Origin of the sequence: Methylobacterium sp. Leaf125 (genome assembly GCF_001423085.1) — a bacterium.
In the GTDB taxonomy this organism is placed as follows: Bacteria; Pseudomonadota; Alphaproteobacteria; order Rhizobiales; family Beijerinckiaceae; genus Methylobacterium.
Genome location: NZ_LMNU01000007.1, coordinates 77,969 through 101,482, shown reverse-complemented (window position 1 = coordinate 101,482; position 23,514 = coordinate 77,969). Strand labels below are relative to the sequence as shown.

Sequence of the window (23,514 nt, the reverse complement as noted above, 5' to 3'; positions counted from 1 at the left end):
GTCCGGCAAGGGGGTGACCCGCGCGCCGGACGCAGGGGCGGCGGCCGGACCGCCGCCTCGCCCTGGCAGGCCAAATGCGATAGCCCTTCGCGCGAGGGAGCGTGCGACGGCCGGACGCGAGTCCGGCGGCTCTTCGCGGGCACGGGAGACACGGATGCAACTCGGCATGATCGGCCTCGGCCGGATGGGCGGCAACATCGTCCGCCGGCTCCTGCGGGACGGGCACCAGGCGGTGGTCTTCGACCAGAACCCGGAGGCGGTCGCCGCCCTGGTGGCGGAGGGCGCCACGGGGGCCGACAGCCTGAAGGACTTCGTTGCCAAGCTGAGCGCGCCCCGCGCCGCCTGGGTGATGCTCCCGGCGGGCGCCATCACCGAGGCCACGGTGACGACCCTCGGGGGCCTGATGGCCCGGGACGACGTCATCATCGACGGCGGCAACTCCTTCTACAAGGACGACATCCGCCGCGCCGCCGCGCTGAAGGGCGCCGGCATCCACTACGTCGACGTCGGCACCTCCGGGGGCGTCTGGGGCCTGGAGCGCGGCTACTGCATGATGATCGGCGGCGACAGCGCCGCCCTGGAGCGCCTCGACCCGATCTTCCGGACCCTGGCGCCCGGCCTCGGCACCATCCCGAAGACCCCGGGCCGGGAGGGCCGCGACCCGCGGGCGGAGGCCGGCTACATCCATGCCGGCCCGAGCGGGGCCGGCCACTTCGTCAAGATGGTCCATAACGGCATCGAGTACGGCCTGATGCAGGCCTATGCCGAGGGCTTCGACATCCTCCGGCACGCCGATTCCGAGGACCTGCCCGAGGCCCAGCGCTTCCAGCTGAACATCGGCGACATCGCCGAGGTCTGGCGCCGCGGCAGCGTGGTCTCGTCCTGGCTCCTCGACCTCACCGCCGGGGCCCTGGCCCAGGACGAGCACCTGGAGGACTTCTCCGGCTTCGTCGCCGATTCCGGCGAGGGACGCTGGACCCTGAACGCCGCCATCGAGGAATCCGTGCCGGCCAACGTGCTCTCGGCCGCCCTCTACGCGCGCTTCCGCTCCCGCGAGGAGGCGAGCTACGCCGACAAGCTGCTCTCGGCCATGCGCAAGGGCTTCGGCGGCCACCAGGAACCGAAATAACCCCGCGGCGGTCGCCCCCGCGTCCGGCGGCCCGTCCCCGGTCGCGTCCCGCCCCCACCGAGGTCCCGCGCCGATGATCCCCCTGCCCGAGGCCGCTGAGATCCTGCCCGATGCCGACGCGGTGGCGGGGGCCGCCGCCGAACGCCTCGTGGCCCTCTGCGATTCGGCGCCGCGGCCGGCCATCGCGGTCTGCCTCTCCGGCGGCGCGACGCCCAAGCGCCTCTACGCCCGGCTGAGCGGCCCGGATTACCGGGCGCGGCTGCCCTGGGAGCGCCTGCACTGGTTCTTCGGCGACGACCGGATGGTGCCGTGGACGGATGCGGCGAGCAATGTCCGCATGGCCCGCGAGGCCTTCGGCGATGCGCCGATCCCGGAGGGCCACCTGCACGGGATGGACACGGGCGGAACCCCGGAGGAGGGCGCGCGCGCCTATGCCGAGACCCTGCGGGCGTTCTACGGCGCTGCCGTCCTCGATCCCGCCCGGCCCCTGTTCGACCTCGTCCTCCTGGGCCTCGGCGAGGACGGGCACACGGCCTCCCTGTTCCCCGGCAAGCCAGCCCTGGCGGAGCGGCACGCCTGGACGGCGCCGGTGCCGGAGGCGGGGCTCGCCCCCTTCGTGCCGCGCATCACCCTCACCTTTCCGGCCCTCGCCTCGGCCCGCGAGACCCTGGTCCTCGTGACGGGCGCCGGGAAGCAGGAACCCTTACGCCGACTCGCGCGCGGCGAGGACCTGCCCGCCCGCCATCTGCGCAGTGTTGGCCGCCTGGTCTGGCTGGTCGACCAGGCGGCGGCAGGGGCCTGATCTGCACGATGGCAAAGTTTCGTCGGTCCCGGCCGACGCTTCACTGATAAAAGATGTTGATTTGTCGGTATCGGTAGGCGAACATTTTTGGATTGCCGGAATGTCCCGGTCTCGCAACGCTGTGTCATGGGCGTGGACTCTTCCGTAGGCCTGTCCCGCCGCCCTGCCCCTCACCGGCGGTGGCGCCGCACGCCCCGGCACCGGATCGGACCGCTGCGCTCGGTGTCCGAGGCCGCGCCGCATCCGATCCTGCGCGGCATGCGCTCGGGGGCGATCGCGGGCCTCGCCCTGGTGGCCGGCCTCGGCCTGCCCATCCTGCTGGTTTTCACGGTGAAGGCTCCCTCCCCGGTCATGGACGAAGCGCCCGCCGTCGCCCGGGTCTGGGCCGCCGAGCCGGTCGCGCGGGCCGCGGCCGAGCCCCCGGTGCCCCCCCGTGCGCCTGCCAGGGGGCCGGTCGCGGCGGCGGGAGCCGGGGCCGAGCCCGTTCCGAGCCGCGACGCGCGCGGCTCGGGCCCCGCCGCCCCGGCACCGACCTCGGGGCGCGGGGACGGGAGCGGCGCGCGCTCGGCCCTCAGCCTCGACCTGATCCCGGTGCTCGACGACGCGAGCGGCGCCCTCGCGATCGAGGATCCGGCGGCGGCCGCCAAGCCGGTCCGGCCGGCCCGCGCCGCCGCGGCCAAGCCCCCCAGAACCCCCTGACGCCGTCCGCTCACGGCGCGGCATGAAAACACCCGCCGCGTCGGACGCCGGGCGGGTCGAAACGTCGGGTGGACGCGCCGCGATCAGGCGGCGCGACGGGTCGTCTGCAGGGCGTTGTCGTTGAGCGTCACGAACATGCCGGCGGAGCCCGTGTCGGCGACCGACGATCCCGTGGCCTCCTCGTCGATCAGCAGGGCCAGCATCGGGCCGATGGCGACGGCCGCCAGGCCGAGAACGAACAGGGAGAGCATCGTGGGATCCCGGGTGCGGTGCGACGGAACGTTATCGCACTGCACAACGGGCCTTGGTATGCCACGGGCCGCAAGGCGGTCATGCGGCTGGGGCCGGGCTCGCCGGCCGGGATGACGGACAGGCGCTGCCCGTCGATCCTGCGACGCCGAAGCCGCGGCTAGCGATGCACCGGCTCGGGGACGATCGGCGGCAGGGGCAGCAGGTAATAGCCGCCGACTAGCAGGATGGCCGAGAGGACCAGGCCGAGAGAGGACACGTACAGCACGGTGAAGACGTCGCGATTGAAGTCGGCGGTCTGCAGCACGACGAACGCGAAGGGGATGCTCACCAGTGCGAGGAGGACGGAGAGGACCATCTCGTCACCTTCTTCGAAGCCTTGGCCGGTTGGAAGGCTGATTGATACCGCCGGGGATCGCAGGGAGCGCGGATGGCTTCGAGCCGGGCTCTGGGCCCGGCTCGCGAGAGTGGCCCCGGCCCGAGGGCCGGGGTGCGGGCCGGGTCAGGCGTGGGCCAGAACCCCGGCCGGCTGGGCGACGCCCTGCGCGGCGTGGTGACGCTTCAGCATCGGCCGCAGCACGGCGATGGCGAGGAAGGCCGCGATGAGGTCCATCACCGCCACGGTGTAGAGCACCGTCGCCCAGGTCCCGGTCGCCTGCATCAGCAGGTTGCCCACCGGCACGAACAAAGCGGCGAAGCCCTTGGCGCAGTAGAGCACGCCGTAGATCTTGCCGATGTGCTTGGAGCCGAAGGTATCGGCGGCGGTGGCGCTGAACAGCGAGTAGACCTCGCCCCAGGCCAAGAACACGATGCCCGAGAGGATGACGAAGGCCCACGGGTTGGTGCCGAAATAGCCCAGCGCGACGATGCCGAGGCCTTCCATGGTGAAGGCGATGAACATCGTCTTCTCGCGGCCGATGCGGTCGGAGACGTAGCCGAAGAGCGGGCGCGAGATGCCGTTCATGATCCGGTCGAGCATCAGCGCGAAGGGCAGCGCGGCCATGGCGAAGAAGTACAGGTTGACCTGGAATTCCTTCACGCCGAGGTCCTGCGCGATGACGCCGAGCTGGGCCACCGCCATCAGGCCGCCCGTCACCGTGCAGGTGAACATCAGCAGCATCACCCAGAAGACCGGCGTGCGCAGGGCCTCCCGCAGGGTGTAGTCGCGCCGGGTCTGCAGCACCTTGGTGGAGAAGATGACCTCGTCCTTGGCCGGCGCGCGCAGGCCGAGGGCCGCCAGCATGATGATGCCGCCCTGGATCAGCCCGAAGATGAAGAACGCCTGGGCGTAGCTGCCCTGCGAGATCATGTTGGCGATCGGGATGATCGTCAGGGCCGAGCCCGCGCCGTAGCCGCCCGCCGTGAGGCCGACCGCGAGGCCGCGCTTGTCCGGGAACCACTTGAGGGCGTTGTTGATGCAGGTGGCGTAGACGCAGCCGACGCCGATGCCGCCCGCCACCGATCCGGCATAGAAGCCGGTAAGCGAGGTGGCGTAGGAGTTGATCACCCAGGCGAGGCCGGTCATCAGGCCGCCGAACAGCACCACGCGGCTCGGGCCGTACTTGTCGATGAAGTAGCCCTCGATCGGGGTCAGCCAGGTCTGGACCACGACGAAGATCGTGAAGGCGACCTGGATCGCCGCGCGATCCCAGCCGAAGGTCTTCTGGATCTCCGGAACGAAGAGTGTCCAGGCATATTGTATATTCGCGGCCGCGACCATGCAGGCCACGCCGAGGATCAGTTGCAACCATCGATTGACGGAAGGTTTCGTCATAGGGGGCGCGGCAGCCGTCATCGCCATGAGCTGAGTTCCTCGTTTTGCTTAAGGCCGGGCAGTCAGTGCTGAATATCCCGGTCGGAATGCTGGAATGCGGCCCGCACGCCTGAGGCGAATCCTGTGGTTCACTTGCCGGGCAGCGCACTTGCATTATTTGGTATGCCACGAACCCGTGCAAGCAGAATAATTCTACAACGGGTCGCGATTTTTCGGGATTAAACCCATTGCCGGGCGCGTTTACGGGCTTGGACCCAGTCCTGACCTGGTCGATGTCGGATCACAACGCGGCTCGCCGGCCGATGATCGCTGGTGCCGGATCGCAATGCTGTCCTGTGACTGGCGTGACCGCGGCTTTTACCAGGACAGGCTCCGGGAAAGCCTTCGCGGGACATTCGGCGGGACACTCGGCGGGCACTTGGCGCGAAACTCGGAGGAGCACTTGGAAGCCGCGCGGTCCGACGCGCTTGCCAGCGGGGCGCCAGGATCGGGTCGTGGCCCGGCCGCGATCCCCTAGCGGGGCAGGCGCAGGAGACGCGGCCGCCAGATGCCGAGGACGACGTTCGCGGTGGCCACCGCCAGCAACACCCAGAGCGTGTTGCGCTCCGGCCCGAGGGTGGCCGCCAGGGTGGCGGGATCGACCCGTCCCGCCAGCGCCAGGGCGCTCTGCTCCGCCTCCTGGCGCATCGGTCCCTGCACGTAGACGAGCACGCCCTCGAACATCAGCACGCCGGTGGCGAGCTTCAGCCAGGCCCAGCCCGCGTTGAGGAAGCCGCGGTTCAGGGTCATGGCCAGCAGGCCGGAGACTAGGGTCAGCGCCAGGCTCGGCAGGACGATCCAGGTGGCAACCGCCCCCATGGCGGCCCGCGCCGCGGCGTAGCCGTCGAGGGCGCTCGGCGGCGGCGCCACGCCGAGCATGACGACGAGGGCCGCCATCGCGCCCAGCAGGCCGGTCGAGCCCATCGTGTGGAGGAACTTCATCAGGCGTCGCCGCACGGGTCCGGCCTCCGGCTCAGGAGCGGGCGATCCTAGCCCGGGCGGATGGTCCGGCGGTAGCCGGTGCGCGCCTCAAGCGTCCCGGTCGGTCGCCACGTGGATCCGGGCGCCGGCCTCGGCCAGGCGCCGCAGCTGCTCGCGTGGCTCGGCCGAATCCGTCACCAGGGTCCAGTCGCGCGGAAGGGGGGCCCAGGCGGTCTGCTCGGCGCGGCCGAGCTTGCCCGCATTGGCCAGCACGATCACCTCGCGCGCCTGGCGCATCATCAGGGACTTGAGGGCGACCTGATCGAGGCTCGCCTCGCACAGGCCGCGCCCGGCCACGACGCCGTCGGCGCTGACGATCGCCCGGTCCGCCGTCATCAGGCGCAGGGCCTCGATGGCGAGGGGGCCGACGGTGCTCATGCTGGTGGCCCGCAGGGCCCCCCCGAGCACGACGAGGTCGAGCTCCGGGGCCTCGGCCAGGAAGGGCAGCAGCGCGAGGTTGTTGGTGATGATCCGCAGCCGCCGCTTGGCGAGGAGCTGGCCGAAGGCCGCCACCGTCGAGCCGGCATCGAGGATCAGCGTGTCCCCGTCCGCCACGAGGTCGAGGGCGGCGCGGGCGATCGCCCGCTTCTCGGCGCCGTTCACCGCGAGCCGCTCGGTCAGGGTGGTCTCGGGCGGGTGGCGCGTCAGGATCGCCCCGCCATAGGTCCGACGTACCGCCCGGGTGGCGGAGAGGTGCTGGAGGTCGCGCCGGACCGTCGAGGCGGAGACCTTCAGGCGGGCCGCGACATCGTCGACGTCGATCTCGCCGACGCTCAGCGCCTCCAGCAGCAACGCCCGACGCTCCTGGCTGCGCATCGACATGGGTTCGTGGCTCTCCCGGCTTCGGTCCCTCGTCATGGCCGAGGTCGCGGCCGCTGGCCAGGGCGTTTCACCCGGGTCGGCGGCCGCGGCGCGGGCGGGACGCGGTGTCAGGCGGCGATCGATTTCGGCGCCAGGTCGACCGCCTGGCGCAGGGCCTCGATCAGGCTGCGCTCGTCCGCGATCCCCTTGCCGGCGATGTCGAAGGCCGTGCCGTGGTCGACGGAGGTGCGAATCACCGGCAGGCCCACGGTGATGTTCACCCCCGCCTCGAGCCCCAGGACCTTGATCGGGCCGTGTCCCTGATCGTGGTACATGGCCACCACCATGTCGTAGTCGCCGCGCCCGGCCAGGAAGAACAGCGTGTCGGCGGGCAGCGGCCCGCGCACGTCCCAGCCCTTCGCTTGGCAGGCCGCGATGGCCGGGGTGATCTTCTCCGCCTCCTCGCCGCGCCCGAACAGGCCGTTCTCGCCCGCATGGGGATTGATGGCGCAGACGCCGATCTTCGGATCGGCGATGCCCGCCTTCACCAGGACGGCGTGGCCGCGGGCGATGACGCGCTCGACGAGGCCGGGCTCGATCTTCGCGATGGCGTCGATGAGGCCGATATGGGTTGTGACGTGGATCACCCGCAGCTTGGGCGAGACCAGCATCATCGAGACCTCCGGTGTGCCCGTGAGATGGGCGAGAAGCTCGGTGTGGCCGGGGAACTTGTGACCGGCGGCGTGGAGCGCCTCCTTCGACAGGGGGGCCGTGCAGATGCCCTGGGCCTGCCCGGCCTGCACCACCGCCACGGCCTTCTCGATGTAGCGATAGGCCGCCTCCCCGGCGACCGGCGAGACTTGCCCGAACGGCAGGTCGGCCGGCACGACCTTGAGGTCGAGGCACTGCACCGCGCCGCCGTCGAAGTCCGCCTCCCCGGCCGCGGACAGGGAATCGACCGTCAGGCCGGAACCGACGATCCGCCCGGCCTGCCGCAGGCGCTCGGCGTCGCCGATGACCAGGGGCCGGCACGTCGCCTGGACGTCGGCATGGGCCAGGGCCTTCATGATGATCTCCGGCCCGATGCCGGCGGGATCGCCCATGGTGATCGCCAGGGTCGGGCGGGTGGAGCTGGGGCCGGTCATGAGAAGCGTCCTTCGGTTCGGGCGACGCGCAGGCGCGCGCGAATGCGGATGAGGGAGTCGGCGTCGCCGAAGGCGCCGGCCTTGGTGGCGACCGGCACGGTGAGCCGTCCCAGGGTCAGGCCGAGGGAGACCCCCGGCTCGATCTCGTCGACGAGGCGGATGCCGTCGACGCCGAGGCGCGCCAGCAGCGCCGCGGCGGTCTCGCCCCCGGTGGCCGCCACGGCCCCGATCCGGCCCGCCACCGGGTCGAGGGCCTCGGCGAGGCTCCGGGCCAGGCGCGGGCCGAGGGCCATGTCGGGCTCGCCCGCGGTGGTGATCTCCACCAGGGCGTCGCCGCCGGCCTCGAGGATGGCGGCGACGCGGCCGGCGAAGGCGGCCCGGTTCGGGCCGTCGTCGAGCAGCGTCTCGGGGTCCACCGGCAGGTGGGTGACGCCGTCGCATCCGGCAAGCCTGCGGGCGGCCGCGCGGCTGGCGGCCGCCAGCGAGCCGACCACGATCAGGCTGCCGAAGCGGCTCGGCGGGTGCGACCGGGGCGGGATCGCCGGCGCCGTCGGGAGGCCGGCGAGCGCATGTGCGAGGCCCGCGCTGCCGATGAAGAACGGGGCCGGCGCCACGGACAAGCCCGCCGCCGCGATCCGGCCGAGGTCGGCCTCGGTCTCGGCATCGCAGACCGCGACGGCCGGCCCTGCGGCGGCGATCCGGGCGAGGTCGGCGGCGAGGCCGGGTCCGCGGACGGCCGCCAGCGGCACCGTCTCGCTGCGGATCCCGGCGCTGGCGAGGACGGCCCCGAGGTCGGCACTCGCGTAGGTGTGGTCGCGGCGCCAGACCTCCGCCGCCTCGAGGGGGCGGCCGTCCACCCGGACCCGGCCCTCCAGGGTGGTCCGGCCGGTGGCCGGGAAGGCCGGGGCGCAGATCCCGAAGGCGGAGCCGGTCCGGGCTGCCAGGACCGCCATGGTGGCGGCGGTCTCGGCGGCGGGCTGGCCCCGGAGGGTCGAATCGATCTTCTTGAACAGGACCCGGTCCGGTTCGAGCCAGCGTCCCAGCAGGTCGGCGTGCCGCGCCGCCGCCGCTTCCCCGGACAGGCCGCGGCTGTCGGCATCGTAGGCCAGCACCGCGAGGTCCCGGTCGGCGACGCCCGCGGCGTCCCCCCAGGTCACCGCCGCGTCGAGGCCGTGTCGCCCGAAGGCGATGGCGCAATCGGCCGCCCCCGTCAGGTCGTCGGCCAGGATGAGCCAGCGGTGGGCTGAATCGGCGGCGGTCATGTCAGCGGCCGGCGACGGGCGGCGCGGGCGCCGCGACCTCCGGGCTCCCGGCCTCGCTTTCGGTCTCGACGTCGGCCGCGCCGCCGAAGCGCCGGGAGGCCCAGGCGGTGGCGATCGGCACGAGGATCGCCGTGACCACGACGCAGGCCGCCACCAGGATCGTCGCCGGCCCGGCGGCGTCGGCATAGGCCGGGTTGGCCGAGGCGACGATCGCCGGCACGGCGGCGGCGTTGCCCGCCGTCGAGGCCGCCGCGATCCCGGCGACGCCGGTCCCGCCCGTGAGCCGGTCGGCGAAGAACAGCGGGATGCCGGTGACGATCACCACGGCGACGCCCATGGCGAGACCGAGCAGGCCCGCCTGCCAGACCTTGCTCAGGTCGAGGCCGGCCCCGAGGGCGAAGGCGAAGAACGGGATCATCACGGGAATCGCCCGGCTGAGGAAGGCGCGCATCTCCCGGTCGAGGTTGCCGATGATCATGCCGACGAGGAGCGGCAGGATCGCGCCCACCAGGGTCTGCCAGGGAAAGGCCGAGAGTCCGGCGACCCCGAGGGTCACCATGGTGAGGAACGGCCCGCTCTCCAGGGACATCACGGTGTAGGCCCCGACGTCGCGAGGGCGGCCGTACTGGCCCATCAGCGCCATGTAGAGGCCCCCGTTGGTGTCGTTCATGGCGGCGACCACCGCCAGGGTGGAGAGGCCCGCGAACATGCCGGCCGCCACGGGCGCCTCGCCGAGGACCTGACCGAAGATCAGCCCGAGCAGGATGGCGATGCCGACCTTCACGATCAGCAGGGTGCCGCCCTTCTTCATGATGTAGGGCGTCGCGCGGAAGTCGATGCTGGCACCCATGCAGACGTAGAAGACCGCCAGGATCGTCAGGGCGCCGGAGAAGAGCGCGCCGGTGAACGAGCCGAACAGCTTCGGGGTGCCGGGAAAGAAGGTGGCGATCAGGGCGCCGGCCAGGAGCGGCACCACCATCATGCCGCCGGGCACCGCCTCGATGGCCCGCTTGATCGGAATCTGCATGCGCGTTTCCTCCGTGCGCGTTTCGCGCAATTTTTTCGCTTTTGAAGATGGTGCATCGATCTGGATCAGGAGCCGATCGTATCGAATCGCATCATTCTGCGCATAACGCGCATGGCGTCAACAATTTTGCGTGATGCGCGCAGCCTTGGGCGGATGGACCGTCGCCGAAGCCCTGGCGTGCGGACCGTGCATCCGGCGGAGGCTGGATCGTTTCGCGGCGACCGCCCGGGGATCGCGAACGCTTCAGGAAGAAACGCCTCGCGACGAGCTGAAGAAACGCCGCGCGAAATCAAGCGTCCCGACAACCTGGTGTTCGGTCTTCTCCCCCCTCTCCGGGGCCAGGCCCGGCGGCGCCTCAGGGCAGCAGGCCTGGGAGCGCCAGGGCGGTGGTGGTGATGCCGATGGCCGCGAGCAGCGCCAGGACGAGGGCGCGGAACCGGCGCTGGTCGATCTGCGCGAACAGCGACAGCCCGGCCAGCACGCTGACGAGGACGATGGGGAGGCCGAGGGCGAGGTCGCCCAGCAACTCGGGCGGGAACGGGTTGAGCACGGCCAGGATCGCCAGGGACCAGACCTGCAGGACCAGGGTGAAGCTCTGGTAGACCGCCCGCTGCATGCGCGGTTCCCAGCCACGCACCAGGCTCCAGGCGGTGGGAAGCGCGCCCGACAGCCCGGCGATGCCACCGAGGATACCGCCGAGGAAGCCCACAGCGCCGTCGCTCCAGGCATTGCCGAACGGCACCCGGAAGTCGCTGCGCAGCAGCGCCACCCCGGCGCTGTAGAGGATCAGGAAGACCCCGATCAGCACCTTGATCAGGGCGGGATTGAGATCGTTGAGGAGGTAGATGCCGATCGGCGCCCCGAGGAGTCCGGGGCCGATCATCGCCAGGGCCGTCGCCCGCGGCGGCAGGGTCCGCAGCCGCATCACCGACAGGGCCTGCGAGAGGATGCTGCAGGTCAGCACCAGGGCGGTCGCCTCGACCGGCGCCCGGATCGACAGCAGGGTGCCGGAGGCCACCAGGGCGAAGGCGAAGCCCGTCAGGCCGGAGATGAGGCCGGCGCAGGCGAGGCACAGGACGATCTGGAGGGTCTCGCTCACGCGGAGTCTCGGTCTGCGGGGATCGTCGGGAGGCGGACCGGCCGGAGCGCGGAACGTGAATATTTATGTCTTATATAAGATTCCGCGGGGATCAAGCCGGTGCCCGTTCGGGCGGCGGGCCGCTCGGGGGAAGCGGAGGGCCGGCGGCGCGTTTCCCCGGGCGGGATCGCTCCGGATGCATCCGCTGGCACGTCAGGGGCGCCTTCCGGATTGACGCCGGAAAATCTCATGTCTTATACAAGACTCAGTCGCCGCAAAGAGCCGACGGCTTCACCAAGGAGGATCTCGGAATGAACAGCCACGCCGGATCGGGCGAAGGGCGGACGAAGCCGCACCTTCTCGCCCACAGCCCGCTGGACAACGTCGCCGTCGCGGTCATCGAGGGCCTCGGTGCCGACACCGATGCGTTCGGCGTCATCACCGAAAACGATTCGACCTTCGCGGTGCATGTCCGCCACGACATCCCGATCGGCCACAAGGTGGCGCTTACCGACCTGAAGGCCGGCGACACGGCCATCAAGTACGGCCAGGACATCGGCAAGATCATCAAGGACGTCGCCAAGGGCGAACACGTCCATGTCCAGAACCTCAAGACGAAGCGCTGGTGAGGTCGCGATGCCCGGAGAGACGATCATGAACGCCCCCGAGACCACCTCCCCCTTCGTCGGCGGAGCCCCCGACCAGTTCGCCACCGGCGCCCTCGGCGCCGCCCGCCCCTCGGCGGACGTCAAGGCCGCCACCTTCATGGGCTGGCGCCGCGAGAACGGCCGCGTCGGCGTGCGCAACCACGTCGTCCTCCTGCCCCTGGACGATCTCTCGAACGCCTCCTGCGAGGCGGTCGCCAACACCGTCAAGGGCACGATGGCCCTGCCCCACGCCTACGGCCGCCTGCAGTTCGGCGAGGATCTCGAGCTCCACTTCCGCACCCTGATCGGCATCGGCTCCAACCCGAACGTCGCCGCCGTGGTGGTGATCGGCATCGAGGACCAGTGGACCAACCGGATCGTCGAGGGCATCGCCAAGACCGGCAAGCCCGTGGTCGGCTTCGGCATCGAGGGGCACGGCGACATCGCCACCATCGCCAAGGCGAGCTACCAGGCCAAGCGCTTCGTGCAGTGGGCGACCGAGCTGCCGCGCGAGGAATGCCCGATCTCGGACCTCTGGATCTCGACCAAGTGCGGCGAGTCCGACACCACCACCGGCCTGTCCTCCTGCCCCACCGTGGGCAACCTCTACGACAAGCTGATCCCGCAGGGGATCTACGGCGTGTTCGGCGAGACCTCGGAGATCACCGGAGCCGAGCACCTCTGCCGCGAGCGCGCCGCCACGCCGGAGATCGGCGACAAGTGGTTCGCCATGTGGAAGTCCTACCAGGACGACGTCATCGAGGCCCACAAGACCGACGATCTCTCGGATTCCCAGCCGACCAAGGGCAACATCCTCGGCGGCCTGAGCACCATCGAGGAGAAGGCGCTCGGCAACCTCGAGAAGATCGGCCACGACTGCCGCTACATCGACGCGCTGCAGCCGGCCGAGTCCCCCGCCAGGGGGCCGGGCCTCTACTACATGGACACCTCCTCGGCGGCGGCCGAGTGCGTGACCCTGATGGCGGCGGCGGGCTACGTGGTCCACACCTTCCCCACCGGCCAGGGCAACGTCATCGGCAACCCGATCGTCCCGGTGATCAAGATCACCGGCAACCCGCGCACGGTGCGCACCATGGGCGAGCACATCGACGTCGACGTCTCGGGCGTGCTCACCCGGGAGATGACCATCCCGCAGGCCGGCGACGCCCTGATCGACATGGTGGTGCGGACCGCGAACGGACGGCTCACGGCCGCCGAATCCCTCGGCCACCGCGAGTTCGTGATGACGAAGCTGTACCGGAGCGCCTGACCGGCGGCCTCTCCCGCCGCGTTCCGGCCTGGAACGCGGCGCCCCGCCCCGACGCCATCGGGGTTTCTGCGAAAGCGGAATTTTTCGCGAAGGCGGAATTTTCGCGAAGGGATGAAGACCGCAGAGCGGCGCATCCCGTTCGAAGCGCGCGTGGGAGGAACGCCAATGCAATCAGCGCCGATACGATCCGCGCCCATACGTTTCTTGCGATCGATCTACGGTCAGGTCCTGATCGGCATCGCCCTCGGCATCGTCGTGGGCGTGCTGGCCCCCGGCTTCGCCGTCGGCCTGAAGATCCTCGGCGACATGTTCATCAACCTGATCAAGATGGTCGTCGGGCCGGTGATCTTCTGCACGGTGGTGGTCGGCATCGCCCATGTGGGCGACATGAAGAGCGTCGGCCGGATGGGCCTGAAGACCCTCGTGTATTTCGAGGTCTCGACCACCGTGGCCCTCGGCGCCGGCCTCCTCTTCGTCAACCTGCTGCGGCCGGGCGACGGCATCAACGCCACGGTGGAGAGCCTGGACGCCAAGAGCGTCGCCACGATCGCCGGCAAGGCCCACGCCCAGAGCGTGATGGAGATCATCGCCAACATCATCCCGCACAGCGCCGTGGACGCCTTCGCCAAGGGCGACCTGCTGCAGGTGATGTTCTTCTCCGTGCTGGTGGGGATGGGCCTCGCCGCCATGGGGCCGAAGGGGCAGTTCCCGCTCAAGGTCATCCACGCCTTCGGCGACATCCTGATGAAGGTCGTGGGTATCATCATGCGCTTCGCCCCCATCGGGGCGTTCGGGGCCATGGCCTTCACCATCGGCAAGTTCGGCCTCGGCATCCTGGCCCAGTACGGCATGCTGATCCTGTCCCTCTACCTGACCTTCTTCGTGTTCATCGTGCTGTTCCTCGGCGGCGTGATGCGGTTCTACGTGGGCTTGAGCCTGTGGAAGCTGTTCCTCTACGTCCGCGAGGAGATGTTCATCCTGCTCGGCACGACCAGCACGGAATCGGTCCTGCCGCGCCTGATGGCCAAGCTCGGCGGTCTCTCCGTCGAGAAGGGCGTCACCGGCCTGGTGATGCCGGCCGGCCTGTCCTTCAACATGGACGGCTCGTGCATCTATCTCACCATGGCGATCGGCTTCATCGCCCAGGCGCTCAACATCCCGCTCACCTGGGAGCAGGAACTCGGGATCCTCGCCATCGCGCTGGTGACCTCGAAGGGGGTCGCGGGCGTCGCCGGGGCCATCCTGTTCGTGCTCGCCGCCACCCTGCAGGCGTCCCAGCTCCTGCCCGTCGCCGGCATCGCGCTGATCATCGGCGTCGACCGCATCCTCAACGAGCTGCGCTGCATCACCAACGCCATCGGCAACATGGTGGCGACCCTGGTGATCGCCCGCTGGGAGGGCAAGATCGACCTCGCCCATGCCCGCGCGGTCCTCGACGGGCGCATCCAGCCCGACCTCGACAGCCTCGACGAGCCGGACGAGGCGTTGGAGGAGGCGCCCGCCCCCAGCGCCCCGAGCCCGGCCCGCCACCGGGCGATGGCCGCCGCGCTCCCCGCCACCTGACGCGCCGCGTCCCCGCAAACCGGAGGCCCAGTGCCATGACGCCCCCAGACATGACGCCCCCAGACCTGACCCCATCCCCGACCCGGACCGGCCGCGTGCCGAAGGTCGTGATCGCCGAGTTCATGGACGAGGCCGCCATCGCGGCCGAGCTCGGCGGGTTCGCCACGCACTACGACCCGGCCCTGGTGGACCGGCCCGAGGATCTGCGGGCGGCCCTGGCCGATGCGGACGCCCTCGTGGTCCGCAACCGCACCCAGGTGAACGCGGCGCTGCTGGCCGCCGCCCCCGACCTGAAGGTGGTCGGGCGTCTCGGCGTCGGCCTCGACAACATCGACCTTGACGCGTGCCGGGCCCGCGGCGTCGCCGTCTATCCCGCCACCGGCGCCAACGACGTCGCGGTGGCCGAGTACGTCATCGGCACCGCCATGCTGCTCCTGCGCGGCGCCTACGGGGCCAGCGCCGCGGTGGCGGCCGGGACCTGGCCGCGCAACGCCCTGATGGGCCGGGAGATCTCGGGCAAGCGCCTCGGCCTCGTCGGCTTCGGTGCCATCGCCCGCGAGACCGCCCGGCGCGCCCTCGCCCTCGGGATGCGGGTCTCGGCCTACGACCCCTTCCTGCCGGCCGACGACCCGGCCTGGCGGCCGGACGGCGGTCCGGTGGTGCGCGCCGATCGCGACGGGCTCATCGCCGACAGCGACGTCCTCTCCCTGCACGTGCCGCTCACGCCCGAGACCCGGGGGATGATCGATGCGGGCGTCCTCGCCCGGATGCCCGCCGGGGCGGTGCTGATCAACGCCGCTCGGGGCGAGGTGGTCGACGGCGCCGCGGTTGCGGCGGCGCTCAGGGCCGGGCATCTCGGCGGGGCCGCCCTCGACGTCTTCCCGCACGAACCCCTCGATGCCGCCGCGGGCGCCCTCTTCCGCGACCTGCCCAATCTCATCCTGACGCCGCACATCGCCGGAGTGACCCGGGAATCGAACGTGCGCGTGTCCCGCGTCACGGCCCAGGCCGTGCGCCGCCACCTCGCCGAGGACTGAAGCGCCATGACCACCCTGAGCCTCGCCGCCGCCCACGCCCTCGTCAGCGAGGCCCTGGTCCGCTGCGGCACCCGCCCGCCCGCCGCCGACAGCGTCGCCCGCGCCCTGGTCGGGGCCGAGGCCGATGGCCTGAAGGGCCACGGGCTCTCGCGGGTGGCCTCCTATGCGGCCCAGGTCCGGGCCGGCAAGGTGGTGGGCGACGCCGCGGTCGCGGTGACGCGGCCCCGACCCGGCCTCCTCGCCGTCGACGCCGCCCACGGCTTCGCCTACCCGGCCCTCGACGCCGTGGTGGAGCAACTGCCGGCGATGGTCCGGGAGCAGGGCGTCGCGGCGGCCGGCCTCCGGCGCTCGCACCATTGCGGCGCGGCCGGCCGCCCCGTCGAGGCCCTGGCCGAGGCCGGGCTCGTGGCGATCCTGCTGGCCAACACCCCCGCCGCCATGGCGCCCTGGGGCGGATCCCGGGCGGTGTTCGGGACGAACCCCCTCGCCTTCGCCTGCCCCCTGCCCGGCCGCCCGCCGATCGTGGTCGACCTGTCCCTCTCGAAGGTCGCCCGCGGCGCGATCATGGCCGCCCGCCAGCGCGGCGAGGCCATCCCCGAGGGCTGGGCCCTCGATGCCGCGGGCGCGCCGACCACCGATCCGGCCGCGGCCCTGAAGGGCACCATGGTGCCCCTCGGCGACGCCAAGGGCACGGCGCTGGCCCTGATGGTGGAACTCCTCGCCGCCGGCCTGACCGGCGGGCGCTTCGCCGGCGAGGCGAGTTCGTTCCTCGACGCCGAGGGCGATCCGCCGGGCACCGGGCAGCTCGTCATCGCCCTCGCGGCGGATGCCTTCGGCCCCGGGGCGCTGGCCCGGTTCGCGGAACTCGCCGGCTCCATCGAGGTGCAGGACGGGGCCCGCCTGCCCGGGGCCCGTCGCCTCGCCCTCCGGGCCCGGGCCGAGGCCGAGGGGCTCAGCGTCCCGGACGCCCTCGTGGCCGAGATCGCGGCGCTCTGACGATGAAGGCCGCGTTCCCGAGCGGGACCCGCGTCCGGCCGCCGGCCCTGCGGATCGACCGATTGCCCGGAGCCGGGCTCGGCCTTAACGAGGGACGGGACACCGTGCTGGGAAACCTCTCCTTTCCTCCGCCCACGCCCGGGGAGCAGCGGCGCACCGACATGGAACGCACAGGTGGGAATGCGGTGGGGTTCCGGCCGCTCTATCGGCAGGTCTACGACACGCTCCTGCGCCGCCTCGCCGACGCCGTCTGGCAGCCGGGCCAGATCCTGCCCAGCGAGGGGGTGCTGGCGGCCGAGCTCGGCGTCAGCCAGGGCACGGTCCGCAAGGCCCTCGACGCGCTCACCGCCGACAGCCTGCTGGTGCGCCGCCAGGGCCGCGGCACCTTCGTGGCCGAGCACGACGACAAGCAGAGCGTCTTCCGCTTCTTCAAGCTGCGCCCCGACGGAGCGGTCGCCGGCACCCCGACCAGCCGCGTCGTCGCGATCGCCGAGGCCGCGGCCACCATCGACGAGCGCGACCGGCTCGCCCTCCTGCGCAACGCGCGCGTGGTGCGGCTGGAGCGGGTGCGCGCCCTCGACGGACGGATCTGCCTCGTCGAGACGATCGCCGTCCCGTCGAGCCTGTTCCCCGGCCTGGCCGCGATGGAGCTCCCGAACACGCTCTACAGCCTCTACGCGACCCGGTTCGGCATCACGATCGCCACCGCGCACGAGCGCCTGAAGGCGATCGCCCTGGGCCCCGACAAGGCGCCCCTGCTGGGGGTGCCGGCGGGGATGCCGGTGCTTGAGGTCGACCGCGTCGCCGTCGATCTCGAGGACCGGCCGGTGGAGTGGCGCCTGTCGACCTGCCTCACCGAGGACATCCACTACGCCTCCGTCCTGCGCTGACCGCGCGGACGCCTTCAGCCGGACGGGAGATGACCGGGATGACCGAGACCGATCGCAGAACGCTCCTCCGGCAGGCCGGGGCCGGCCTGCTCGCGGCGTCCGGGGCCGCCCTCGCGCCCTGGGCGGCCCGGGCCGGCGAGTCCGTCACCCTGCCCTTCGGCAACGGCGAGCGCCCCCTCGTGGCCTATCCGGGCAAGCGCCCGCTGCTGCAGATGACGGCGCGGCCGCCGCAGCTCGAGACGCCCTTCGGGGTGTTCGACGAGGGGGTGATCACGCCGAACGATGCCTTCTTCGTCCGCTACCACCTGGCCGACATCCCGACCACCATCGATCCCGAGGCCTTCCGCCTGACGGTGTCGGGCCATGTCGACGGGCCGGTCGCGCTGTCGCTGGCCGAGCTGAAGGCGATGCCGGGGGCCGAGATCGTCGCGGTCAACCAGTGCTCGGGCAATTCGCGCGGCTTCGTCGCGCCGCGGGTCGCGGGCGGGCAACTCGCCAACGGCGCCATGGGCAACGCCCGCTGGACCGGCGTCCCCCTGAAGGCCGTGCTCGACCGGGCGGGCGTGAAGGCCGGGGCGGTGCAGGTCGTCTTCGAGGGGCTCGACGGCCCGGTCCTGCCCGAGACCCCCGACTTCGCCAAGGCGCTGGGCGTCGATCATGCCCGCGACGGCGAGGTGATGCTGGCCTGGGCCATGAACGGCGAGGACCTGCCCTGGCTCAACGGCTATCCGTTACGCCTCGTGGTGCCGGGCTTCTACGGCACCTACTGGGTCAAGCACCTCAACGCCATCACGGTGACGGACAAGCCCTACGAGGGCTTCTGGATGCGCGCGGCCTACCGCATTCCGGACAATCCCTGCGCCTGCGTCGAGCCCGGCCAGACCCCCAAGGCCACCGTGCCGATCAACCGCTTCGCCATCCGCTCCTTCGTCACCAACCTCGCCGACGGGGCCGCGATCCCGGCCGGGCGCACGGCGTTGCGCGGCATCGCCTTCGACGGCGGCTCGGGCATCCGGGCGGTGGCGGTCTCGACGGATGACGGGCAAAGCTGGACCGAGGCGAGCCTCGGCCCGGATCTCGGGCGCTATTCGTTCCGGCCCTGGACCCTGTCGGTCGATCTCCCCGCGGGGATGCACGCCCTCCGGGTCCGGGCGACGGGGCAGGACGGCGCCACCCAGCCGATGGAGTCGCGCTGGAATCCGCCGGGCTACATGCGCAACGGGGTCGAGACCGTCCGGGTGCGGGCGGCATGAGGAGAATCAGGATGACCGTGCGTTCTCCCGCGGCGACACGGGCCGCCACCGGCCTCCTGAGGGGATATGTCCGGGTGGGATGTGTTTTGGCCGGATACGTTTTCGCGAGCCTCCCGGCCGCCGCCGCACCCCGGACCTACGACCTGCCGGAGCCGACCGCGCAGCTGCGCCCGGCGCCCGGACACGAGGCCGGCCTCGCGGCGGCCGAGGCCCATTGTCAGAGCTGCCACGCGGTCGACTACATCGCGATGCAGCCGCCGGGCCAGGGGGCGGCCTTCTGGACCAGCGAGGTGACGAAGATGCGCAAGGTCTATCACGCGCCGGTCGACGAGGCGGATGGCAAGGCCATCGCGGAATACCTCGCGGCGGCGTACTAGGCCTCGGACAGGATGACGGGCGCCGCTCCGAGCGGCGCCGGACCCTTACAGGATGGCGGTGATGAAGGCGGCAACCTGCGCATGAGCGTTCGCGACCATCTGCGCCACCGGCTCGTCGGCCAGGTAGACGCGGCTCGCCGTCAGGGTCGCGGCGATCAGCCAGAAGCCGATCACGGCGACGCTGCGCGCCCGACGGTCGCCCGCGTTGGGGGCGCCCTGGCACGCGATCTCGACGGGCTCGCCGAAGGGATCGTAGGCCATCGCCGGGCTGTCGGAACGGTTGCTCATAGGGGTGAATGTCGCGCTTCGACCCTGCCCAATCAATGGATGGGTTTTGCGAAGATTTTCGCCACGGGAGAGCATTGTTCTCGCCGCCGAGCCCGGGGCAGAATTTCCTTCCGATTGCCTCGCGGAAAGGCAGCATGAGCACCAAGAGCATCACGACGGCCCCCGCCGGCGCGGGCAAGCCGGAGGCCGCCGGCGGCCGGATCGCCTCGCTGGTGCCCGGCCTCCTCGTCTGTCTCGCCGTCACGGCGGCGGCCCTGGCCGTGCAGGCCCTGGAGGAGCGCGCCACCGGCCACCCCTACGTCGAGGCCCTGGTCATCGCGATCCTGCTGGGGATCGCCCTTCGCACCCTGTGGAGCCCGGGCGAGCGCTTCCGGGCCGGAATCGCCTTCTCGGCCAAGCAGGTGCTGGAGCTCGCCGTCACCCTGCTCGGCGCCTCGATCAGCCTCGGGGCGATCGTCGCCTCCGGCACGAGCCTCCTCGTCGGCATCGTCGCCACGGTGGTGCTGGCGATCGTGGCCAGCTACGCCATCTGCCGGGTGCTCGGCCTGCCGCCCCGCATGGCGATCCTGGTGGCCTGCGGCAACGCCATCTGCGGCAACTCCGCCATCGCCGCGGTGGCGCCGGTGATCGGGGCCGACAGCAAGGACGTGGTGGCCGCCATCGCCTTCACGGCGGTGCTCGGCGTGCTGATGGTGCTGGGCCTGCCCCTGTTCATCCCCCTCGCCGGCCTGTCCGAGCACCAGTACGGCACCCTGGCGGGCCTCACGGTCTACGCGGTGCCGCAGGTGCTCGCCGCCACGGTGCCGGTGGGCATCCTGGCGACCCAGGTCGGCACCCTGGTCAAGCTCGTGCGCGTCCTGATGCTCGGGCCCGTGGTGGTGGCGTTTTCCTTCATCGCGCCACACCTGCCGGCGGAGGGCTCTTCGGCCAAGGGCCGGCCCGGGCGCCTCGGCTTCTTCAAGATCGTGCCCTGGTTCATCCTGGGCTTCCTGGCCCTCGCGACCCTGCGCTCGGTCGGGCTCGTCCCCGACGCGGCCTCCCAGCCGGTGACGCGCCTCGCCGGCCTGCTCACCGTGGTGTCGATGGCGGCCCTGGGCCTCGGCGTCGACGTGCGGGTCCTGGCCCGGGTCGGCGGCCGGGTCACCCTGGCGGTGACCGGCTCGCTCGTCGTCCTCCTGCTCGTCAGCCTGTCCCTGATCTGGGCCCTCAGGATCGCCTGAACGGCCCCGGACCGGCCTCAGAAGCCGGCCAGCACCGTCTTGCCGATGCTGCGCCCGCTCTCCTGGGCGGCGTGCGCCCGGCGCAGGGCCTCGGCGGTGATCGCGCCCATCTCCTCCCGCAGGGTGCTGCGCAGGAGACCGGCATCCACGAGGCGCGACACCTCGGTGAGGATGCGATGCTGCTGGTCCATGTCCGGCGTGCCGAAGAGGCTGCGGGTGAACATCAGCTCCCAGTGCACCGACAGGCTCTTGCGCTTGAACGGCACGATGTCGAACGTCTCCGGATCGTCGATCAGCGCCAGGGCGCCCTGCGGGGCCAGGGCCGCCACGATGGCGTCGCGGTGCTGGTCGCTGCCGCTCAGGCTGGCCACGTAGCGCACCTGGGGCAGGCCGATGCGCGCCAGCTCCCGATCGATCGGCTTGCGGTGGTCGACGACGTGGTGCGCGCCCATGGCCCGGCACCAGGCCTCCGTCTCGGGGCGCGAGGCCGTGGCGATGACGGTGAGACCGGTGAGCCGGGCGGCGATCTGGGTGAGGATCGAGCCGACGCCGCCGGCGCCGTTGATGATGAGGAGCGCGTCGCCGCCCGCCATCGCGCCGTAGGGGACGCGCAGGCGGTCGAACAGCAGCTCCCAGGCGGTGAGCGCGGTCAGCGGCAGGGCGGCGGCCTGCGACGGCGTCAGCGTCCGCGGCGCCGGCCCGACGAGGCGCTCGTCCACCGCGTGGAACTCCGCGTTGGTGCCTGGCCGGTCGAGGGCACCGGCATAGAACACCGCGTCCCCTGGCTTGAACAGACGGACCTCCGGGCCGACCGCCTCGACGAGGCCGGCCGCGTCGTAGCCGAGGATGTGCGGCGCCCCCGGCGCCGGCGTCACCCGGCCGCGGACCTTCACGTCGACCGGGTTGACCGAGACCGCCTGCACGCGGACGAGCAGGTCGCGGGGGCGCGGCACCGGCCGGGGCTGCGCGAGATCGACCAGCGCCTGGGGATCGCCGATGGGCAGGGAGGTGTGAAAACCGACGGCCTTCATGGGGGTCTCCGTGTCGATGGGGGACGCGTCGAAGGAGATGCGGACCGGCGTCGGGCGCGCGACCCCCCTTGCCCGCGGCCCGAGCGACGGCGCGGCGGACGGGGGCTTCTCGAACGACGCAAGGGGATCGCGGCGAGCCCCCGATCCGGGATCGGCGCGCGCTCCATCGGCGATGGAGCCCCGGGACCGTGCCACGCGTCCCGGCATCGGGGAAACGCATAGTTCCGATCGGTGCCATTCGAATTGCAGCTGGATTGGTCGCCGAGAGGCCCGCCCTGACCGGCGAAGGGCCGGCCGTCGGCGCATGGGCCGCGCGTCAGACGAAGTGCTTCGAGAGCTTCAGCCCCTGGGCCTGGTAGTTCGAGCCGGCGCCCGCCCCGTACAGGGTGGCGGGACGCTCGGCCATGCGCTCGTAGACGAGGCGGCCGACGATCTGGCCGTCCTCGAGCAGGAACGGCACGTCGCGCGAGCGCACCTCGAGGACGGCGCGGGCCCCCGCCCCGCCGGCGGCGGCGAAGCCGAAGCCCGGATCGAAGAAGCCGGCATAATGGACCCGGAACTCGCCCACCAGGGGATCGAACGGCACCATCTCGGCGGCGAAGTCGGGCGGTACCTGCACGGCCTCCTTCGAGGCCAGGATGTAGAACTGGCCCGGGTCGAGGATCAGGGCCCTGGACGGGTCGGCGTGCAGGGGCTCCCAGAAATCCGCCGCCCGGTGCGTGCCCGGGGCGTCGACGTCAACGAGGCCGGTGTGACGCCGGGCGCGGTAGCCGATCAGGCCGGAGAAGCCCGAGAGGTCGATGGAGACGCCGATGCCGCCCTGGAAGCTCGGGTTCGGGGCGTCGACCAGGGGCGAGGCCGCGTGCAGGGCTGCGAGCGCGGTGTCCGTGAGGCGGGGCTCGCCGCGCCGGAATCGGATCTGCGACAGGCGCGAGCCGGTGCGGACCTTCACCGGGAAGGTGCGGGGCGAGATCTCGGCATAGAGCGGCCCGTGATAGCCGGGCTCGACCTGGTCGAAGGCGGCGCCCCGGTCGGTGATGACCCGGGTGAAGACGTCGATGCGGCCGGTGGAGCTCTTCGGGTTGGCGCTGGCCGCGAGGTCGCCCGGCAGGGCCAGGTGCTCCTGCAGCTCGGCGATGTAGACGCAGCCGGTTTCCAGCACGGCCCCGTGGCGCAGGTCCATCTCGTGCAGCGCGAAGGCGGCGATGCAGGCGGAGACCGTGCGGGTGCCGGGCAGGAAGCTGGTGCGCACGCGGAACACCCGGGCGCCCAGGCGCAGGTCGAGGCTCGCGGGCTGGATCTGGTCGGGGGCGTAGGGCGTGTCGGGCCGGATCGCGCCCGCGCGCGTCAGGGCCTGGATCCCGCTCGCGGCCAGAATCCCGTGCTGGTGGCGTCCCGCCCCGTCCTCAATCCCGTCCGGCATCCGCTCGCACCACCCGCTGGTCCATCGGGCACCGCCCCGGCGGCCGGGGCGGGAACGCCGCATCCTGCACGAAATGCGGCCGGATCGCCTAAGGTCCGGTTAAACCTCCGGGTCCCGGTCGATCCGCAGCACGATCCAGGCGAGGGCGAGGCGGGCGATGGCCCCCATGGCGACCAGCCCCGCCAGGGCGCTGGCGAGGATCGGAAAGCCCGCCGGCCAGACCGCCAGGGCAACGCCGAACAGGACCGCGCCGAGGCCGGCGGCCGGTCCGAAGGCCAGCACCACGGAGGGCAGGCCGGCGATCCGCGGCGCCCCGCCCCCGCGGCGGGCCAGCCAGGCCCCCGCCGCCTGCGCCAGCCCGTCGAGGGCCAGCGCCACGGCCAGGGCCAGGGCGGCCCAGCCGTTGCGCTCGGGCGCGGCCCAGGCGAAGGCGACGGTCAGGCCCGCGAGGGCGAGGCTGGCGAGGAGGGCCCGGCCGGCGGACCGGACGGACAGGCGCGAAACGGTCTCCTCGACCACGGGACACGGACCTC

The 23,514-nt window shown here is 72.0% G+C and carries 25 protein-coding genes; 12 read left to right on the top strand and 13 right to left on the bottom strand.

Translation table 11 applies throughout. The annotated features are described in order from the left end of the window. Positions 1-154: 154 nt before the first annotated feature. From gnd to ASF58_RS09665, 3 genes are all read left to right on the top strand, one after another. Positions 155-1,129: a phosphogluconate dehydrogenase (NAD(+)-dependent, decarboxylating) gene (gene gnd / locus ASF58_RS09675; protein ID WP_055950917.1), complete on the top strand. Its 975-nt coding sequence runs from the start codon at positions 155-157 to the stop codon at positions 1,127-1,129. A gap of 73 nt (positions 1,130-1,202) precedes the next feature. After that, a complete protein-coding gene (gene pgl, locus ASF58_RS09670) occupies positions 1,203-1,931 on the top strand; it encodes a 6-phosphogluconolactonase (protein ID WP_055950916.1) in 729 nt (242 codons plus the stop codon). A gap of 222 nt (positions 1,932-2,153) precedes the next feature. Then, positions 2,154-2,630: a hypothetical protein gene (locus ASF58_RS09665; RefSeq protein ID WP_055950915.1), complete on the top strand. Its 477-nt coding sequence runs from the start codon at positions 2,154-2,156 to the stop codon at positions 2,628-2,630. 83 nt (positions 2,631-2,713) lie between these two features. Here the strand turns inward: ASF58_RS09665 and ASF58_RS25725 are convergent, their stop codons facing one another. The 9 genes from ASF58_RS25725 to ASF58_RS09625 form a co-directional block, all read right to left on the bottom strand. Beyond that, positions 2,714-2,881, bottom strand: coding sequence for a hypothetical protein (locus ASF58_RS25725; RefSeq protein ID WP_156375612.1), 168 nt, complete (start codon positions 2,879-2,881; stop codon positions 2,714-2,716). A gap of 158 nt (positions 2,882-3,039) precedes the next feature. After that, on the bottom strand, positions 3,040-3,237 hold the full coding sequence (locus ASF58_RS09660) for a hypothetical protein (RefSeq protein WP_055950913.1): 198 nt from the start codon (positions 3,235-3,237) through the stop codon (positions 3,040-3,042). Positions 3,238-3,381: 144 nt separating this feature from the next. Next, complete coding sequence (gene oxlT, locus ASF58_RS09655) at positions 3,382-4,653, bottom strand: oxalate/formate MFS antiporter (protein ID WP_055950911.1); 1,272 nt, start codon at positions 4,651-4,653, stop codon at positions 3,382-3,384. 513 nt (positions 4,654-5,166) lie between these two features. Continuing rightward, the gene (locus tag ASF58_RS09650; RefSeq protein WP_055950908.1) at positions 5,167-5,634 is read right to left on the bottom strand and encodes a hypothetical protein; all 468 of its coding nucleotides are present in this window, start codon (positions 5,632-5,634) and stop codon (positions 5,167-5,169) included. Between the two features lie 87 nt (positions 5,635-5,721). Further along, a complete protein-coding gene (locus ASF58_RS09645; RefSeq protein WP_055950907.1) occupies positions 5,722-6,495 on the bottom strand; it encodes a DeoR/GlpR family DNA-binding transcription regulator in 774 nt (257 codons plus the stop codon). Between the two features lie 107 nt (positions 6,496-6,602). After that, on the bottom strand, positions 6,603-7,619 hold the full coding sequence (gene pdxA / locus ASF58_RS09640) for a 4-hydroxythreonine-4-phosphate dehydrogenase PdxA (protein ID WP_055950905.1): 1,017 nt from the start codon (positions 7,617-7,619) through the stop codon (positions 6,603-6,605). Continuing rightward, on the bottom strand, positions 7,616-8,881 hold the full coding sequence (locus tag ASF58_RS09635) for a four-carbon acid sugar kinase family protein (RefSeq protein ID WP_055950902.1): 1,266 nt from the start codon (positions 8,879-8,881) through the stop codon (positions 7,616-7,618). Before ASF58_RS09635 ends, pdxA begins: the two co-directional genes overlap by 4 nt. A 1-nt stretch (position 8,882) precedes the next feature. Continuing rightward, on the bottom strand, positions 8,883-9,908 hold the full coding sequence (locus ASF58_RS09630; RefSeq protein WP_055950900.1) for a 2-keto-3-deoxygluconate permease: 1,026 nt from the start codon (positions 9,906-9,908) through the stop codon (positions 8,883-8,885). 355 nt (positions 9,909-10,263) lie between these two features. Further along, positions 10,264-11,007, bottom strand: a complete 744-nt coding sequence (locus ASF58_RS09625) for a sulfite exporter TauE/SafE family protein (protein WP_055950898.1) — start codon at positions 11,005-11,007, stop codon at positions 10,264-10,266. A gap of 290 nt (positions 11,008-11,297) precedes the next feature. Between ASF58_RS09625 and ASF58_RS09620 the strand changes: the two genes are divergently transcribed. The 8 genes from ASF58_RS09620 to ASF58_RS09585 all read left to right on the top strand — a co-directional run bounded on the left by ASF58_RS09620 (position 11,298) and on the right by ASF58_RS09585 (position 19,019). Next, positions 11,298-11,615, top strand: coding sequence for a UxaA family hydrolase (locus ASF58_RS09620; protein ID WP_055950896.1), 318 nt, complete (start codon positions 11,298-11,300; stop codon positions 11,613-11,615). Between the two features lie 136 nt (positions 11,616-11,751). Next, positions 11,752-12,903 (top strand): UxaA family hydrolase, encoded by a 1,152-nt coding sequence (locus ASF58_RS09615; RefSeq protein WP_103709481.1) that lies wholly within the window; start codon positions 11,752-11,754, stop codon positions 12,901-12,903. Positions 12,904-13,107: 204 nt separating this feature from the next. After that, a complete protein-coding gene (locus tag ASF58_RS09610) occupies positions 13,108-14,466 on the top strand; it encodes a cation:dicarboxylase symporter family transporter (RefSeq protein ID WP_244477246.1) in 1,359 nt (452 codons plus the stop codon). Positions 14,467-14,561: 95 nt separating this feature from the next. Then, positions 14,562-15,503 carry an NAD(P)-dependent oxidoreductase gene (locus ASF58_RS09605; protein WP_200930193.1) on the top strand — a complete coding sequence of 314 codons (942 nt, stop codon included), beginning with the start codon at positions 14,562-14,564 and terminating at the stop codon, positions 15,501-15,503. 6 nt (positions 15,504-15,509) lie between these two features. Then, positions 15,510-16,499, top strand: a complete 990-nt coding sequence (locus tag ASF58_RS09600; RefSeq protein ID WP_055950887.1) for an Ldh family oxidoreductase — start codon at positions 15,510-15,512, stop codon at positions 16,497-16,499. Between the two features lie 2 nt (positions 16,500-16,501). Then, on the top strand, positions 16,502-17,389 hold the full coding sequence (locus ASF58_RS09595; protein ID WP_244477245.1) for a GntR family transcriptional regulator: 888 nt from the start codon (positions 16,502-16,504) through the stop codon (positions 17,387-17,389). 38 nt (positions 17,390-17,427) lie between these two features. Beyond that, complete coding sequence (locus tag ASF58_RS09590) at positions 17,428-18,642, top strand: molybdopterin-dependent oxidoreductase (protein ID WP_055951004.1); 1,215 nt, start codon at positions 17,428-17,430, stop codon at positions 18,640-18,642. A gap of 86 nt (positions 18,643-18,728) precedes the next feature. Further along, entirely contained in the window at positions 18,729-19,019 is a 291-nt protein-coding gene (locus ASF58_RS09585) for a cytochrome c (RefSeq protein ID WP_348271578.1), read from the top strand. Between the two features lie 45 nt (positions 19,020-19,064). Here ASF58_RS09585 and ASF58_RS09580 read toward each other — a convergent pair whose 3' ends face one another. After that, positions 19,065-19,307 (bottom strand): hypothetical protein, encoded by a 243-nt coding sequence (locus tag ASF58_RS09580; RefSeq protein WP_055950885.1) that lies wholly within the window; start codon positions 19,305-19,307, stop codon positions 19,065-19,067. 134 nt (positions 19,308-19,441) lie between these two features. Here ASF58_RS09580 and ASF58_RS09575 point away from each other — a divergent pair, with 134 nt between their 5' ends. Beyond that, positions 19,442-20,527 (top strand): putative sulfate exporter family transporter, encoded by a 1,086-nt coding sequence (locus tag ASF58_RS09575; protein ID WP_082512958.1) that lies wholly within the window; start codon positions 19,442-19,444, stop codon positions 20,525-20,527. 17 nt (positions 20,528-20,544) lie between these two features. On the opposite strand, the gene ASF58_RS09570 is transcribed toward ASF58_RS09575, so the two are convergent. The 3 genes from ASF58_RS09570 to ASF58_RS09560 all read right to left on the bottom strand — a co-directional run bounded on the left by ASF58_RS09570 (position 20,545) and on the right by ASF58_RS09560 (position 23,500). Next, positions 20,545-21,558, bottom strand: a complete 1,014-nt coding sequence (locus ASF58_RS09570) for a zinc-binding alcohol dehydrogenase family protein (RefSeq protein ID WP_055950883.1) — start codon at positions 21,556-21,558, stop codon at positions 20,545-20,547. Between the two features lie 316 nt (positions 21,559-21,874). Beyond that, the gene (locus tag ASF58_RS09565; protein ID WP_055950881.1) at positions 21,875-22,981 is read right to left on the bottom strand and encodes a 2'-deoxycytidine 5'-triphosphate deaminase; all 1,107 of its coding nucleotides are present in this window, start codon (positions 22,979-22,981) and stop codon (positions 21,875-21,877) included. Between the two features lie 99 nt (positions 22,982-23,080). After that, positions 23,081-23,500 (bottom strand): hypothetical protein, encoded by a 420-nt coding sequence (locus tag ASF58_RS09560; protein WP_055950879.1) that lies wholly within the window; start codon positions 23,498-23,500, stop codon positions 23,081-23,083. Positions 23,501-23,514 lie beyond the last annotated feature (14 nt).